Below are 16,691 nucleotides of genomic sequence, written 5' to 3'. Positions count from 1 at the left end.
GAGCAAAGATCAAATTTACTTTCAATGATATTGTAAACAGCGTTCATGCGCAAGCCAGCAGCTAAGGTGTAAGCATTTTTGCGGATAGGCAATATACCAAGGTAAATATGGTATCGCAAAAAATATTGCCAAAAACGTCTTAGATTATGTAAAAGAGTAGGACTTAAAGGAAGATTACACTAAGTCTTCCATTAGCAATGCTATCATCATCCTGACAAATGAAGCAGAGAAAATGGCATTAACAAGGCAAATGGGGGCAGCGATGAGTAGCAATCGCCTGCTTTAACCGTGACACTGCCAGCGCATCATGGTTTATCACAAAGAGATGTAGAAAAGTTGGAACGTTTCGTTCATGAAAACCAAGAAATGGTAAAGCAATTGCTGGAAGAAAGATTTTAATACAGCAATTAATCCTGTCAAATCATGTTTATTAAAGAACACTCCATTGCTGTCGTTGACCGTGATGAAAAGAGCAATATCATCTATGCAACAGATAAAAATGGAAATCCTATACAAGACAGCCGCGGATAAAAATACCTTATTCTATTTAAGAGATGAAGAAAAATAGCATTTAAAAGCAGGTTCTGATAGCAAGGGCCCTGTTTTCTTCAATGGCATTTTTACTTCGTTGGAAAAGATTGCTGTTTATGCGGTGCACTATGCCAACAATCAAAATGAACCGTTTTATCTTATCGTGTTTCCACAAGCTGATTCTGCTATCTTAGAACTTATGCTTGCAGGGTACCAGAAGTTTCTGGAAAAGAATTTTTTGGTTTAACCCATTCAACAGGAGACGCAAAAGATCTGCTGTATCTCTATAACAATACAAGAGTAAGTTTTACGCTCATAGCTGCGTGGGCGTAATATTGAGGAATATGCTGAATTCTTTAAAACAACAAGGTGCATAGGATATAGCAGGTAACACAACTATCAATCTTTATACGCCGGCTTCTAACGCTGAAGCTACAGCAGGTCTATTAAGTTATGTGAGTGGAGGCAAATAAACCACTATCGGCTTTGATGGGCATAAAGATGATTTTGTAAAAACAGTAGTTGGTGGCAATGGTTATACTTATGGGATAGTGCCTGCTGGCAATAATATTTAAAAAGAAGCATAGAAAGTGTTTACAGATCCTTATAACGTCCATACTTTTTTTGACATGCGAAGGATAAGTGACGAATATTTTAATGATTAATCCAATCGAATGTAAATTTCTTCAAGGAGGAAAAAATGAAACAAATCTTAGAAATTATTGAGCGTCTTCACTTTATGCACCATAATGGGATATTAGTTTAATAAACAGAGGGAACTTGAGTGTGTAGAAGAAACTTGGAGCAGATTTTACTGAGGTAGGAGAAGCACTGTTAGAATGTGGAATGCCACCCCCTTATGATGTTTTGCCAGAAAATAAAAAGATAAGCATCAATGCGAAAACATCCATTAAAGCTTGCATGCTTCAAAAAAACTCCACTACAAATGGGGAGGATTATATTGGTGTTATACCTTATAAAGATGAAAAATAAAGATGAAAACCTCCCCATTTGTTGTTTTGGTGCTGTTATCTCATAACGAAGTGTCAAGAAGCGTTTGAACAGCCCGTTTTGTAAAAAATATAAAACCACACCTGAATGCCAGCCTTAGTTTTTGCTGGTGATGATCACAATCTCTACCTTCATGTTTCTCATGCCCGTGCACGAGAGCCCTTAATTTAGTATGTCAATGCTATTTATTTATGGGGACCACAACTGTTGGCACAATAATATAAAAATATCTATTTGGGTTGTAATCAAAATATTGAGAATAATTATATGCATAACGTTGATAGAATACGATTTAAGTAGTAATTTTGCTGTATTTTTGATATAATATCGACGGTATAATTATCGGAAAGAGATAGGTATAATTATCGGAAAGAGATAAATGACCATGAAGGTTGATAATGTCTATCGTTATTTTGGAAGTGAAAAAACAGCATGTAAAGTAATTTATGGATTGTTTCATAATATCAAATTATTCAAGGATAGGAAAATGAAGCAGATTTTAAAATTATTAAGTGGGATGACTCTATTTGTTATGGCTGGATGTTATCCAGAAAAGCCTTCTCAAACAGTTGTAGATGCATGGGAAAAGTCTGGTGCTGATCAACTTGAGATAAAAAAAGCTCTGTTAGAGTGTGGAATGCAGTATCTTGATGGTCGTCTTGATACAGAAACAAGTACTGATGAGAGATTCAATGCAGAGGAGTCTGTGAATGCATGCATGATACAAGCAGGTTTCCAAGATAAATTGGGAAGGGTAAAGTGGTGTGAAAAGTATGAAAATCTTCCAATTTGTCAGCCTGATGCTGTTATTCCTCAGCGAAGTGTAGAGAGGCGCTTGAATAGTCCTCATTGTGAAGAGCACAAAGAGCAACCCGAATGTCAACCTTAAATATTGATGCTGTTGTAATCAATAATCCTTATATTTTTGTTCTCGCAGGGGGGGCGGGATTATTTTTTCAATAGACTAGCAATCTTACATGTGAAAAAATTAGCACAGGCTTATAGGCTTTTTTATCATAAATATTGAGGGAGGGGGAAAATGAAAAAAATATTGAAGTTATTGAGTGCTATGATTTTTTAAGCTCTGCGGGATGTGTTAGTAAATCTCCCCTATCGACATTGGCATGATGGGAAAAGCCTGGTGTTAATAAATCTATGGTTCAACAAGCACTGTTAAAATGTAGATGGAAACCAATCTACGTTTCTCCTGAAAATATGGATTCGCGTGCAAGTGAATTTGCAGCAATTTATGAGTGCATGACTAAAGCAGGTTATCGGTATAAATTGCAGGATTCAAAGGGATCTATTTTTCATCAACACCGCGAAGTGATTCATTTTTAGTCAATTTAATGGTAGCAGGGTATCAGCAGGTTATGGACAATGATACTTTTGGTGTAACCAATTCAACGAAACAGAAACAAGATTTGATGTTACGTCTTCAGAATGATAAAAAATAGAAAAGTTTTGAAAAAGTGATCTAACAGTAAAATATATTCATCTTTAAAGTAATAGTTCAATGAAAATATTAATAGGGGTGAGGGAGTAAAAGTGCTGCTCTTTTACCCTTGATATAGTTATATTCATTAGAAACTAGCTTAGCAATGTATTATTTTCAGATGATAATGATATTGGGGGATGGTTAGCATTTTTAGAGAAGGTTATTCAATATAAAAAATGGCAAAGAATAGCTTTGCTAAAATATCCTCTTTAACGATAATAAATAGATTACTTTTATAAAAATGAATTTGATGAAATATTTTATTTTGATGTTTTTTAATTTCAGGAAAGTGAGTGTTTTATTGTATTTTAAATTTTATCAGAAGATATTAAAGCGTTATGCAAGTAATTTTGATGTAAATATCTTTTTATTTTATGGTCTATTTCGAGATGATATCTTCTAGAGTGATTTATTGATGAATTGAAAACATTGATGATAGGGACTTAAGAGAAAATTTATTCAATTTTTTTACTAGGTAGTTTACAGCTTTTATATAGAATTAGATACCTACATTAACTTATACGCTAGTGAGCATTTACTTAGGTTTTTGCTGTTGAAGAAGTAGTACAATTATAGCTTTTGTATAGCTTATTTCATGGTATTGTGTTTTTATTAAAACATTTTGAGTTTTTAAATCTTAACAATTATTCTCATTTTATTGTATTTTTATTTTTTGGTAGTGAAAGAAATTTAAGATTATATCTCTCCAAAGTTTGCCTTTCTTCAAGTTTTTTTTGAGATTATTTTTCCGACGCTTTGTGTTGCCATTCTCAGCAATTGAGGGATTAGTTCTTTAAGAGAGCGTAATCCTAAATGGTATTATTAAGTTTTTTGTTCTTTCTTTACATAAAATACAAAACATATTATGAAATGCTGTAATTTATCAGTAAAACAGTAAAATAACTTTGTTTATTTTGTTCTTATCGTATTTAATGTATGGTTTATTTTTTACCGGCATTTTTTGTGTTTGTTGAGAAAAAGAAAGTTTTGAAAATAATGATAAGCAAGGTATCTAAAAATCGCTTATATTCGTGTGTTTTTACGGCAGCTATTTTTTCTTTTTTGTTAAACACAAATATTGAGGCACATTCTCGTTCATTTGTATTACTGTCATGTGGTGAAAACAAATTACCTTATGAATGCAGAGATGGTGCAAAGCATACAATTAGTGATAAAATATATAAGTTCACTGCACCTGTTAAAGAAAAGAATGGGGAAGGTAGTTCTCTCATATTGCCTGCTGCTATAGTAGTACAGGAGCCTAATACAGTTATTCAGGCGACGCGTGTAGAGGTTGAAGGAATTTCAGGTATAGAAGATATTTATGGTGCTGTTGTATCACGAGGGGGAAGAATTGTTTTAAGCGATTCAGCTTTTAAAAATGTATCAGTAGGTCTTAAAGCTGATAGTGGAATAATTGAGGTCAATCGTGGAACAATTGAAGCTTCTCATATAGCTGCTTATGCAGAGAAGAAAGAAGCAGCTGTTAGGTTAACGAATACAAAAATTAAAGTAGAAGGTCAGGGTATTGGTCGAGAGAGTGCTCTTTTCGTTGGTGCTGATGCGGGCATTCAGATGACAGGTGGACTTATTGATGTAAATGATGCCGCTGTACTTTATGTGGGTATAAGGGGAAATGCAACTTTAGATGATGTTACCATTACTTCAAAACGTCAAAAAACAGAAGATAAAGAAAATACAAATGAAAAAATTGCGCATACAGTTTTCAATGTAGACCAGCGTGGTTCTGTTTATTTGAAGAAGACTAATATTGTTTCTACAAATGTTCATGTTTTAATGGTTGGACAAGATTCTAAGGTGCAATCCAATGTTGGCTGGGATGAAAATATTTTAATTTCGCGGGTTAATATTGAAGATTCAACAATTAAGGTAATCGGTAACAAACATGGTATGCATTTTGAGATGGGGGGAGAGAGCAATGCGTACGAACAGGGACTCGTTTTTTTGAAAAGGACGGTTTTTGAGATTGTAGATGGAACAGCTATTTATAGTCATAACAGTCGTAGTTATATTGCAGTAACAGAAGGCACAAAAATTTCTGGTGATTTATTATTAACAGCTGAAAAGGGGGGGACTGTAGCAATTTTGGCTTCTTCTTCTTCATTAATAGGAGGGACGCGTGTTGCTGATGATTCTATTGCTGAACTTTATTTGACAGAAGGATCAAAATGGTTAGTGACAAAAAGAGGAGCAATAGCTTCACACATTGCAGACCGTACAAGTTCGTTTATTTCATTTGTAAAACTTTCTGATAGTTTTATTGCTTTTGAAACGCCAATGTTTCAGGAGTATCAGACACTTTATATTGGGAAGGGAGAGAAAGAAGTTTATAGTGCGCAAGATAGTGCAGATATTTATCTCAATACACATCTCAGTCGTGATGGTTTGCTTGATAATAAACAGACTGACCGACTTTTGATACATGGTGATGTTTCTGGGAAAACCACAGTTTATGTGCAATTTGTTCCAGGAAATCAGGGGGAGATAGCAAACGGTGAAAAGGCTCATAGTATTTCACTTATTCAGGTTTCTGGAAAAGCGGCAGAAGATTCTTTTCAGTTAGATCGTGCTTATATTGCATTAGAGGGTTTGCCTTACCAATATTATCTTCATGCTTATGGTCCGAATTCTTCTCTTGGAAATGCACAAACTTCTCAAAGATTGGTTGAAGGAGATGGAGATTTTTGGGATTTCCGCCTTGAAAGTAAATATATTCAGCCTACTTTAGAGATGTCTGTTATTCCCCCTTCTGAGTTAAAGATCAGGGAGGTTGTTCCACAAGTTCCCACTTACCTTCTATTACCAAATGCTTTGTTTCATGTTGGACTCATGGATATTCGTCATCAACAAAAGCAGTTGCAAGCTACGCGGTCTATTTCTCGTAAATTGTTAAAAAACGAAGAGAATTTTGCTTTATCTATTCACAGTTATGGTGGGCGTTATCGTTATGTCTCAGATCTTTCTACACTTAAATATGGGTACGATGGTCATGTTGATTATAACGCTATAGAAACAGATATTTTGCTTAAAACGATAGAGAATGCACATAGTACGACATCTTTTGGGATTATGGGGATCTATGGAAAGCTTTCCTTACAACCTCATAACGTGGAACAAAGTCAAAAGAGTACGTTTAATAAATGGTCATTTACGGCATATGGTAGTGTGGAACACAAAACTGGTTTTTATATAGATAGTCTTTTATCTTATGGTTTGTTTAAAGGGGATGTGCGTAGCCATGTTTGGGGTAAGACGGCGACATTAAAAGCAAAACCTCTCAACGTTTCTTTTTCTGCTGGTAAAGTGTTTATGATAGGACGTGAAGGTCTTATTTTTGATCCGCAGCTTCAGCTTATTTATCAACATCTGCAATTTGATAAGTTTCGTGATATTGATGGATTTGATGTTGATATGAAAAAAATAGATCAATGGTTTGTGCGTGTTGGTGGGCGTTTAAGTAAAACATTTACAGCCTCTGAAAAGGATCGTATCACTTCTTTTTATGGCAATATTCATCTTGCTCATTGTTTTGATAAAGAACAATTTGTTCATTTTAAAGATGTTTTCCAGTTGAGTTCTTTTGGTTCTTCCTTAGAGGTTGGCTTGGGTGTCAATTCACAGTTTTCTTCTAAAGTTACACTTTACAGTGATCTTGGCTATCAGTATACGTTAACAAAGGCGGGTTTTTCTGGAGTTCGTTTTTCTGGTGGATTGCGCTATCATTTTTAATCACTCTTTTTAAAAATAATAAATGTGATTTTCAAAATCTTGTTCTGTTGTCGAGAACTAAAACCATTGTTTGTGCAGAATTTTTTAACAATAGTCCCATGTGTTTTAATAAAAAAGTATCACGTTGATTTATTTTTATTGAGTATAGCATTTCTTAAACGCTTTTAAAAAATTGGTCCATTAGATTCTAAATATTTTTGTGTTGTTTTGGCTATAAATATTTGGGATGCCTTCGTTATCATCTTTTTAAAAGAACAGCATTGTTATCTTATTATGCCATAAAACACCGTTGTGTAAGATATGCTGATATCAGGCATGAAAAAAGGCAGGGGAATATTGTTTGTGCTGATTGGGAGCCTTTTCTTTTAAGGATATGTGAAGGGAAAGAATGCACAACTCTATAGTTTCATGGATAATGGGCATTTTTCTACTTTTAAATTTTGCAAAAAGCGTTTTTGAAGCTTTGGAATCGAGTGCATTATTGTAAGTGGGGAATAAGAAAAGTGGTAAAGTGTGCTTTCTTTCACCATAAGATTCACTATCTTTAATTTTAAAATCAAGATAAATCCTTTGAAGAAATTGTTAGAATTGTTGCTGAATAGATGAACGAGGCCGTTGTTTTGTTTGTTAAATAGAGATGAAATATAACTTTTAAATCGGAGTGAAAGTGGTAAGATTTTCTTCTTTCTTTAAGGCGTGGGGAGAAGAGATTGATCATATCGAAAAAGTCGATGACAAGTTTTTTTTATGGTTTGAAATATGGAGATATTGAAGAGAGTCTATTAAAATGGGGTGTAAAAGTAGATCATCGCTTCCTCAATCATTAGGTTTTGAAAAGGGTAAGAGAAATATCTTTATCGGGTTATTGATAAACGTGGTATTTCCAGTGGGTGCAGTTTTACGCGCTTGTTTTAAAGAGAGTTCTCTCAACGTTCCAAAAGTTCTTTCGCGACGGCATTTTTGAATGGTCTAATGGTAAATCCATTGAGCCCCCCATCTTTACGCTTATGAAGTAACAAGCCGGCACCATCACACACTTTGCCAGCTTCCAATGTTTTTTGCTACAGCTCTTGTCGTAAGATGATGCATAAGAGGCATTTTTACTCCTTTTGTAACGTGTAAGAAAATGGTTTTGACTGCTTCAATATAAACAGGGTTGGAATGAGAGAGTTCTCCGATATTGTGAATGTTCATTCAACATGCAAAAAAATAAATTTTTTTTATAAGTCAGTATTTTGCCATATGATGCTTAAAGTATCATCAAGCCATTTATGGTAATTGCGTGCTTCTTCGTTTGAGGCATGAACAGAGAAAATAAAACCAGGATATCCACCAAATGCTGGTGGCGGTGGTGAAATATGATCCGTTTCAAAGAAAATGATAGTTCTGCTAGTTTGTGGATGTTGTACGACCTTATCGAGACCTAAAAATCCAGAGAAGCGTCCATCCCCATGAAGAGGAATAATATAATTTGCAGCCACTTTTTTAGCTGGGAGGACATCAGGAAGATCTAAATTTTGTTCAGCTAAAGCCGCTTTCATACAGAGTTTTGCAAATGAAATTCCTGTACTTTGTTCTACAATAAAATGGGAGACACCTGACCCACCTATACGAGCGCCGATCTCAATGATATAAGGTAAATTATTAGCATCTAGGCGTAGCTCTACATGGGCAGCACCCATATTTATACCAAGAGCTTTGACTCCAGAGCATGCAGCCTCACATAAAGCAATAATTAAAGGATCATCTATATCACAGCGTTGACGATAAATTGTTTCTTCAAACCATGGTCCTTCAGGTTGTCCTTTGTCGCCAACAGCTAAAACATGCACACCTGTTGTATCAACAAAACATTCTACGACAAATTCTTTTCCTGGCAAATATCGTTCTACAATTAAACCTACAGGTTTATTTTTATCATTAAAACGTGCCATGTCTTTATACTGAACATTCCATACAGCTTTGATAAGCTTAGAAAATTCTTCAGGATTTTTAGCTAACATGACGCCTGTACTCGCCCATCCAGAGACGGGTTTAATAACGAGCGGATAGTCTAAGGTTTGTGTTTGTAATAGGTCTTCTGGATTATCTATATACAGAAATTTCGGTGTTCTTAAGCCTGCTTTAGCAAAAGCTTGACGCATGAGATATTTGTTTCTGGTTAATGCTGCTACTTCTGGTTCAATACTTGGGGTGTTGATTTTTTTTGCAGCCAAAGCTGTCCATAGAATGGCTTCTTCGCGAAGGGTCATAACCCCAGCGATATTGCGTTCTTTTACGCCTGCTGCAAAAGCGTCTAGAGCTGCTTCTGGATTATCAAAAACAGGAAGTTGCCAAGTTGCACTGACTGCTGCGGGTTGAGTAGGAGCGCTTTCAGCGGTATCATAGATCATTACTAATTCGATATTAGCTGCTTGTGCTGCTTCAAATATAAACGGGAGTTTTGCATTGCGCTGACAAACTAACGCGAGTTTTTTCATTTTGTTTCCTCATTAAATTTGGAATTTTTGGCACGACGTTTCTGTTGCCATGTAGATACCTTTGATGCATCTATAAATAAGAGTGTCATTCCTATAACAGCCATCATCATAGCCATTATTTTAATAGCATTGAGAGAAGGGCTAGAGCCGATTATCCATTCACATGTAACCACTGCAAAAGGGGATAATACGCCAATAGTGTTGGCGTATAATACACCTCCCTCAGCTAAAACTTTTTGGTACAAAACGTAAACTGGTGCCGAGCAGACAGTTCCTAAAATCAATATCTTAAATATATCTTCTAACTTAAGATATAAGAGTGGGGCAGGATCAAAAATAAATAATGGCATAAATGATGCGGCAGAAATTGTTGTGATCCAAGCCAGAGAGGTGAGCAAAGGTAAATTTTTAAGATAACGTTTAGATAATAAGCCATAAGCAGAGTAAGAAAGTGCTGCTGTTAAGGCAAGAACTACTCCTATCAGGTTATAATATCCACCTTCTCCACTGTTTATATTGAATGCTACAGCTGCTATACTGACAATTATCACTCCACTAAGCTTCAGCCATGAGAATTTAAGGACATTTGTCAATGCACCTAATATATAAGTAATTCCTGGAATAGTAGCGAGTACCATGATTAAATCACTGGCTTTGAGTGATTTTAATGCACCAAAACTGCATACAAAGTACAGCGAAAATCCTAACACTGAGAGAATAAAAAAAGCAGGTATCATGGAAAGCAATGGTAAGGATCTGAAAACAGCTTTCTCACGAAATACTGCAATCAGCCATAAGGTGGCAGCGGTGGCAAACAACCTAAGTCCAACCGCATGCATGACGGGTATATTGCTAACCAAATTCTTAGATAATAACCAACTTATGGAAAACAATGCTAGAATAGCAAAGGTAAATAGGAATAACCGTTCTTTTAAGAAACTCAATGATTTAATCCCCCAATAATGTACTGTGATAAGATGATGTTGAAAAATTAAATCGTGATTTTGAGGTTTGCGGTCTTCCAAGATTATTTTGGATATAATCCCTAGCCTCTGCCAAATAAGCATCATTATCTAAAGTTTCAATTGCTTTTATAGCGGCAATCATCAATGCTCTTACTTGCTTGAGATGCTCCAAATTAAATTGAAGATCCCTCCTTGATCTGTTTTAATCAATGCTTTGATACGCATCTATATTTCAAAAAGCAATAAACCTGTATCAGCATCGAATGTTATATGCTGATCAGAACCTTTTGGATAACGAAATATGCGTTCTAAGAGAACAAACTCAATTCTTTCTTTCCAAATCTTTGAACAACCTTTTAGCATAATACGCATTGTAATTAAGTCAACTTTAGTTTCCTCTAAAAGTCCTGTAAACCAATTTAATTTTATATACAAATTTTTATCTAATGGTCGAGGTCTGGTATCCGGTGTGATGTGCATAGTCGTGATAATAGTCCCCCACAAACAGCGCATATCGTAAATTTCTTCCTTAGATAAGTTACGACTATACAATTGACTGAATAGGAATTTATTGTCTCTACCAAGCAAACGTTCTGCTTCCATAATTGTCTGCTTATTGTAAATATCACAAAATTTGCTGAAAAAACAAAGCAAATGCTTGTTTATCAATTTTTTGAGCAGTCGCTACAGATTCTGGGAATAGAACAATGCAATTGCCTTCTAAAAACCCCTTTGTTGCTATTCCCATTTTTATATATTGAAATGGTGATACATAATTCTTTGTATATTTTGAAGCGTAGATAGACCGTTTCATGATGGTATCTTGAACTAATTTTAGCCAAGATCCTTCCGGATCAGGTTCATTTGTTGCACGCATTGGAGCCAAGAAAAACAAGGGAGCATCTGGTAATGGCGCTTTGAAAGCAGTCAAGGTGTTATCAAATTGAGGAGGAGTACTTAAACCGCTGAGCATCCACAGATGAAGATCATAGAAGTGATCACCAAAAGTTCCGAAGATAATCCATCAAGAATATTGGCATGGTGGTTCAGCAGAGTGATCAATTCATTGATCATATTACTATCTGCTGAAGGTGGTTCCTTAATGCTCCCATTTCGTTCTTGGCGCACACGAAATTTGTCAACCAAGTTAACAATGGAAAGAAGCACTTCAGATTTTTTCATGATGAGCTGACTTTAGCGAGTGGAGCAAAAAGGCCATTGGCACTTATCCAAAATTTTCGACAATACTCAGCCTATAGCGATTTGCCGCAACCGATGTTGTGATACAAGCATCGGTTTTTTCAGCCTTACAAAGAACGGCTGCATCAGCATTGCTGTTGGCAAATACTTTGTCATATTGATGAGCTACCAGAGATTGCGGGGCAGGGTGAGTCGCTACGATTTTAATTTCATCAGCGTTATTGCGTTTAGCTAAAACTATAGAGTGAGTAGGCATGATAAAGCTATTAAATAATTGCATGTCACCTAAACGGGTAAATATGAATGTATGCAAGTTGGGGTAAGTAGCATGGTTTAGGAGATAATCATCCTTTTTCTAAGCGTCTTCATCAAATGCTTCTTCAAGAGTTGCCTATAAGATAATGCGGGATCTCGAGTCAGTGGACAAAATATTTTTATTGTGATTGTCAAGCCACTATTAAGCTACAGCTGCACAGTTAGTAATCTGCAGGGACAAGTGTAAAAGCATTATTTTCAGGTTGTATGAGATTTCTATTCTTTTAATTATGTGATTCAATTTAAACTAGTGCATATGTAGAGTATATCACGCACAATGTGTTAGGTAATTTAGTGCTTAAAAAAACATATGCATATGTGAAAGAAAATTTACGATATAATTTTGTCTTGTCATTGCCCTATCATGCCATAAAATATCATTGTTTAGGAGAGTTATTAGGGAGAAAAAATTTGGAGCAGGGAATATTTGTTGGATATGACGAATGATTGGAATGGTGAAGCAAAGGTTGATGATGTGTAAAGCACACTGTTCTTTTGGGGATAATAAGCCTTTTTCGACTTTACAATTTTGCAAAAAGTATTTTTTTAGCTGTTCGTATTGTAAGTGGATAACGAATAGAGTGGTAAAACACGATTGCTTCTACCATTTCATTCAATATATTTAACTTTTAATTAAAATAATATTTTTAAAAAATATTCTACAGTTGTGACTGTGTTGAATATATGAAAAGGTATCATCATTGGCTTGATTGGCTTGTTTGTAAAAGAAACATGAAATATAACTCTTAAATTAGAGTGGGATTGGCAAGATCTTTTTCCTTCTTTGAGGTGTGTGAAGGGCGGATTAAATCTTATTAAAATATATAAAACTTAGAAAAAATAGTCTCTTTCTTGAAAAGATCAGAGGTAAACAATATGCGTGAGATTTTGGATCATTTTGATATGCCATTGAATAAAAAGATTTCTGTTCAACAGACTCAAAATCTTTCATGCCAATCACACCCAAAACGATTTTATCAACAAGTGAAAATTGCTTGTGAGGAAGGAGGCTTTACTCTCTTATTAGATGGACATTCTGTTAAAACACCCGCAAGGCGTCATTTTCATGTGCCAACGCAAGTGTTTGCTGAATATGTTGCTCAGGAATTTGAGAACCAAAAGCACGTTGTTGATCCTGCAAAAATGCCGATGACGCGTTTGGTTAATACAGTTATTGATGGTATCGCTGATGATATGCAGGCTGTGTTTGAAGATTTATTGCGTTTCGTTGCATGTGATATGATCTTTTATCGTGCACAGACACCTAAAGAGTTGGTGCAAAAACAATCTGAACAATGGGATCCTTTATTAGATTGGGCAGAAAAAAAACTGGGTGCAAGGTTTTATTTGACAGAAGGGCTAATGCATGTGGAACAATCACCAGAAGCGCTTCAAGCAGTCAGTAATTATTTACGTAGAGTTGAATCTCCTTATATGCTTGCTGCACTTCATCTGATGACGACCTTAACAGGATCTGCTCTCATTGCTCTTGCGGTCGCTGCGGGAAAGATTGATGCTGATCATGCATGGTCTATTGCCCACTTAGATGAAGATTGGATGATGGAACAATGGGGAATAGATAAAGAAACAATAGAACGCCGTGCTCATAAAAAAGTTGAATTTAATGCTGCGGTTACAATTGCTACAGTATGTTTATAAGATTTCTTTATTTCCTTGGGCTTTTTAAAGAAACATCTCTCAAAGAGCACCCAAGCCCATTTCACGGTGCCAACCATGAATGGTATAACGATAAAGCCATTGAACACCACCATCTTTACGCTTGTGAAGAAACAAGCCGGTACCATCATACACGCCAGCTTGTAGGTGTTGCGAACAGTCCTTGGTATTTGAGAGGGTTCATAAGAGGCATTTTTAGTTCTTTCTTGTACAGTTTTTACCCATACGCCATCCCCGTTTTTGATGTGCAAGGAATTTTGATTGATTCAACATACACAGATTTGAAATGAGAGAATCTTACGATATTTAGCTTTCTAATTCATTTATAAATCCATGTGTTGTTTTTGCTGTTACATTATTTTTGTGATTTTGAGAGGATTGATTTTTACTTTTTCAAGTCCAGGAAATATTTCATTGGTTATGTTTAAGATTGCTTCGTCATTACCACGGATAAAATACCATTGATTATCGTGAAGGAGGGCAATAATTTCAGTTTGAATAGAGCATTTTTTTCCAGCATTTGTTGCGGTTACAAGCTCCACGGGTATAACAAAATAAGGAATGCCATTATCAAGTGTCCCTTCGCGTTTTTGTTTTTCGTCAATGTGGATACTTTCAATCTTATAATTTTTTGCCAACCGTTCTATTTGGCTTTTCATGATTTGTCGAAATTGTGATTTACTAAGATTTTTTTTGGTAGTTAAGTTGTTGATGATTTGGGGTGGAATAGCGTTTAAGATGGCATTTGCATCGGCATTTTTAAGTGCTTTACTATAAGCAGATGTCGCTTTTTCAAGGGTTATGAGTTTTTGGTTTGTAATCGTATGTGCTTGAGTTGTTGATGTAATAAAGACAATGCATAAAAGAATGGGAACGAGAAAACAAATTCGCGGCATTAGAAACCTTGTTAATTCACTTGAAGAGATTCAACATATTATAAAGGAAAAGCAGATGAGCAAAAAGCCTCTTGCGCCCTTGCATGAGAAGAATATCCACAAAAATGGAGGCTTTGACCTCCATTTTAAAAATCAAAGGAATACGTATTGATATGTTTAAACAGAATAGTACATATCAAATTCAACAGGATGGGGTGTTGTTTCGTAGCGCAAAACTTCTTGCATCTTTACTTGAATGAAGGAATTAATCTGATCATCATCAAAAACGTCGCCAGCTTTAAGAAAGCCACGATCTTTATCGAGTGCTTCAAGCGCTTCACGCAGACTTCCTGAAACGGTGGGGATGTCTTTGAGTTCTTTTAAGGGAAGATCATAAAGATCTTTATCCATAGCATGTCCAGGGTGAATTTTGTTTTTAATGCCATCAAGACCAGCCATTAAAAGGGCTGCAAATGCCAAATAGGGATTTGCTGTTGGGTCTGGAAAACGAACTTCTACGCGTTTTGAATTTGGTGAAGAGCTCATTGGAATACGGCAAGATGCGGAACGATTACGTGCTGAATAGGCAAGAAGAACAGGAGCTTCATAACCAGGAACCAAACGTTTATAGGAGTTTGTAGATGGGTTGGTAAAAGCATTGATTGCTTTTGCGTGCTTAATAACACCACCGATAAAAAATAAACAGGTTTCTGATAGTCCGGCATATTCGTTTCCTGCAAAAATGGGTTTGCCATCTTTCCAAATGGAGATGTGGACATGCATTCCAGAACCGTTATCACCAAAAACTGGTTTTGGCATGAAGGTTGCTGTTTTCCCATAACTGTTTGCTATTTGATGTACAACATATTTAAAAATTTGCATCTTGTCAGCCTCGCGAACGAGTGTATCAAAACGAATACCCAATTCATGTTGGCCTGCTGCTACTTCGTGATGGTGTTTTTCAACCTGTACGCCCATATCTTTGAGTGCTGTGAGCATTTCAGAACGCATATCTTGGCAAGAATCAATCGGCGGAACAGGAAGGTAGCCTCCCTTTATTCGTGGGCGATGCCCTAGATTGCCTGTTTCATATTCCGTATCATCATTGGAGGGAAGTTCACTTGAATCGAGTTTAAACCCTGTGTTGTAAGGATCCGTTTTATAGCGCACATCATCAAAGATAAAAAACTCTGCTTCTGGACCTACATTGATTGTATCTCCAATGCCTAAAGATTTCATATAAACTTCGGCTCTTTTGGCGATAGAACGAGGATCTCTACGATAAAATTCACCAGAGACAGGGTCAAGTACGTCACAAAATATGACCAAAGTAGATTGAGCAAAAAAAGGATCAATATGCGCTGTTCCTGGATCTGGCATTAAAACCATGTCAGATTCATTAATTGTTTTCCAACCAGCAATTGAAGAGCCATCAAACATAACACCATCACTAAAAGTATCCTCGCTGATTTCTGCGATATCCATTGTGATGTGATGCAATTTTCCTCGTGGATCAGTAAAACGTAAATCAACAAAACGGATTTCGTTATCTGCAATCTGTTTGATAATATCTGATGCGGTTGTCATATTCAATTTCCTTAATATGGCGTTGAGGTGGATAAAAAAGTGAATTTTCTCGTTGTTTATTAAAGGGCATCGATCCCAGTTTCATCAGTCCCTATACGAATGGCATCATCAATGGAAAAGACAAATATTTTTCCATCCCCTATATGTTTGGTTTGGGCTGCTTTACGTATTGCATCAACAGTTTGTTCCAGTTTGTCATCGGACACGACAATTTCAATTTTTACTTTAGGGAGAAAGTCAACAACATATTTCGTCCCACGATAAAGTTCTGTATCTTCCCTTTGACGACCAAAACCTTTCGCTTCTGTTACTGTAATACCATGGAGCCCTATTTTTTGAAGCGCTTCTTTCACTTCATCAAGTTTGAAAGGTTTTATAATGGCTTCAATTTTTTTCATGCTGAAATTATCTCCAACGTTATTTTGTCTTTTTAGACTGCATCACATTATATTGACAACTGTAAGATGTCCAACAGATACTTTGTGCACAAAAAGTCGAAAACAATGACACTCTATGCTCTTTTAGGAGAGTTTCTTTTGTAGAATACAGCGAAATACTGTTTTTTGGAAAAAAACTTACAATCCTTATAAACGAATCAAAATAATCTCATTAAGAGAGTGTGCTTCCTTTTTTGGATAATACATTGACTTATAAGGATAATTAGATATTTTTTCTATGGTATGAAGAATTATTATAGCGTAAGATTTTCTCATTTTAGATCGTCTCATCAAAGCTATATCCTTGTATATCAAGAGATACGAGCCTGTGGATAAAAACATTTGAAAAAAGAAATATAAATGCC

At 35.7% G+C, this 16,691-nt stretch carries 13 protein-coding genes and 4 pseudogenes; 5 read left to right on the top strand and 12 right to left on the bottom strand.

Annotated features, from left to right (window positions below):
• Positions 1–1,323: 1,323 nt before the first annotated feature.
• From ACFIMQ_RS03795 to ACFIMQ_RS03780, 4 genes and pseudogenes are all read left to right on the top strand, one after another.
• Positions 1,324–1,642, top strand: a pseudogene (locus ACFIMQ_RS03795) (hypothetical protein); the annotation flags it as partial.
• Between the two features lie 387 nt (positions 1,643–2,029).
• Positions 2,030–2,431 carry a hypothetical protein gene (locus ACFIMQ_RS03790; protein ID WP_375616296.1) on the top strand — a complete coding sequence of 134 codons (402 nt, stop codon included), beginning with the start codon at positions 2,030–2,032 and terminating at the stop codon, positions 2,429–2,431.
• A gap of 150 nt (positions 2,432–2,581) precedes the next feature.
• Positions 2,582–2,999: pseudogene (locus ACFIMQ_RS03785) on the top strand (hypothetical protein).
• Positions 3,000–4,036: 1,037 nt separating this feature from the next.
• Positions 4,037–6,790 (top strand): autotransporter outer membrane beta-barrel domain-containing protein, encoded by a 2,754-nt coding sequence (locus ACFIMQ_RS03780; RefSeq protein WP_375703431.1) that lies wholly within the window; start codon positions 4,037–4,039, stop codon positions 6,788–6,790.
• An 891-nt stretch (positions 6,791–7,681) separates the two neighbouring features.
• On the opposite strand, the pseudogene ACFIMQ_RS03775 reads toward ACFIMQ_RS03780, so the two are convergent.
• The 8 genes and pseudogenes from ACFIMQ_RS03775 to ACFIMQ_RS03740 form a co-directional block, all read right to left on the bottom strand.
• Positions 7,682–7,888 (bottom strand): annotated as a pseudogene (locus ACFIMQ_RS03775) (Arm DNA-binding domain-containing protein); the annotation flags it as partial.
• A gap of 122 nt (positions 7,889–8,010) precedes the next feature.
• Positions 8,011–9,270: an acetyl-CoA carboxylase biotin carboxylase subunit family protein gene (locus ACFIMQ_RS03770; RefSeq protein WP_375703430.1), complete on the bottom strand. Its 1,260-nt coding sequence runs from the start codon at positions 9,268–9,270 to the stop codon at positions 8,011–8,013.
• Positions 9,267–10,214, bottom strand: coding sequence for a DMT family transporter (locus tag ACFIMQ_RS03765; RefSeq protein WP_375703429.1), 948 nt, complete (start codon positions 10,212–10,214; stop codon positions 9,267–9,269). Before ACFIMQ_RS03765 ends, ACFIMQ_RS03770 begins: the two co-directional genes overlap by 4 nt.
• A 4-nt stretch (positions 10,215–10,218) precedes the next feature.
• Positions 10,219–10,407 carry a hypothetical protein gene (locus tag ACFIMQ_RS03760; RefSeq protein ID WP_375703428.1) on the bottom strand — a complete coding sequence of 63 codons (189 nt, stop codon included), beginning with the start codon at positions 10,405–10,407 and terminating at the stop codon, positions 10,219–10,221.
• Positions 10,408–10,460: 53 nt separating this feature from the next.
• Complete coding sequence (locus ACFIMQ_RS03755) at positions 10,461–10,838, bottom strand: hypothetical protein (protein WP_375616209.1); 378 nt, start codon at positions 10,836–10,838, stop codon at positions 10,461–10,463.
• A gap of 22 nt (positions 10,839–10,860) precedes the next feature.
• A complete protein-coding gene (locus ACFIMQ_RS03750) occupies positions 10,861–11,208 on the bottom strand; it encodes a hypothetical protein (protein WP_375703427.1) in 348 nt (115 codons plus the stop codon).
• Complete coding sequence (locus ACFIMQ_RS03745; RefSeq protein WP_375703426.1) at positions 11,193–11,417, bottom strand: hypothetical protein; 225 nt, start codon at positions 11,415–11,417, stop codon at positions 11,193–11,195. Before ACFIMQ_RS03745 ends, ACFIMQ_RS03750 begins: the two co-directional genes overlap by 16 nt.
• A gap of 43 nt (positions 11,418–11,460) precedes the next feature.
• Complete coding sequence (locus tag ACFIMQ_RS03740; protein WP_375703452.1) at positions 11,461–11,715, bottom strand: prephenate dehydratase domain-containing protein; 255 nt, start codon at positions 11,713–11,715, stop codon at positions 11,461–11,463.
• Positions 11,716–12,626: 911 nt separating this feature from the next.
• Here ACFIMQ_RS03740 and ACFIMQ_RS03735 point away from each other — a divergent pair.
• A complete protein-coding gene (locus ACFIMQ_RS03735; protein ID WP_375703425.1) occupies positions 12,627–13,409 on the top strand; it encodes an ATP12 family chaperone protein in 783 nt (260 codons plus the stop codon).
• Between the two features lie 10 nt (positions 13,410–13,419).
• Here the strand turns inward: ACFIMQ_RS03735 and ACFIMQ_RS03730 are convergent.
• The 4 genes and pseudogenes from ACFIMQ_RS03730 to ACFIMQ_RS03715 form a co-directional block, all read right to left on the bottom strand.
• Positions 13,420–13,620 (bottom strand): annotated as a pseudogene (locus tag ACFIMQ_RS03730) (Arm DNA-binding domain-containing protein); the annotation flags it as partial.
• Between the two features lie 157 nt (positions 13,621–13,777).
• Complete coding sequence (locus ACFIMQ_RS03725; protein WP_375703424.1) at positions 13,778–14,323, bottom strand: hypothetical protein; 546 nt, start codon at positions 14,321–14,323, stop codon at positions 13,778–13,780.
• 156 nt (positions 14,324–14,479) lie between these two features.
• The gene (gene glnA, locus ACFIMQ_RS03720) at positions 14,480–15,889 is read right to left on the bottom strand and encodes a type I glutamate--ammonia ligase (RefSeq protein ID WP_375703423.1); all 1,410 of its coding nucleotides are present in this window, start codon (positions 15,887–15,889) and stop codon (positions 14,480–14,482) included.
• Between the two features lie 59 nt (positions 15,890–15,948).
• The gene (locus ACFIMQ_RS03715; protein WP_375616214.1) at positions 15,949–16,287 is read right to left on the bottom strand and encodes a P-II family nitrogen regulator; all 339 of its coding nucleotides are present in this window, start codon (positions 16,285–16,287) and stop codon (positions 15,949–15,951) included.
• Positions 16,288–16,691 lie beyond the last annotated feature (404 nt).

Origin of the sequence: Bartonella sp. AD13SXNS (assembly GCF_042196465.1) — a bacterium.
Classification (GTDB): Bacteria; Pseudomonadota; Alphaproteobacteria; order Rhizobiales; family Rhizobiaceae; genus Bartonella.
The sequence above is the reverse complement of the archived record's forward strand: the minus strand, read 5'-3'. Positions and strand labels throughout refer to the sequence as shown.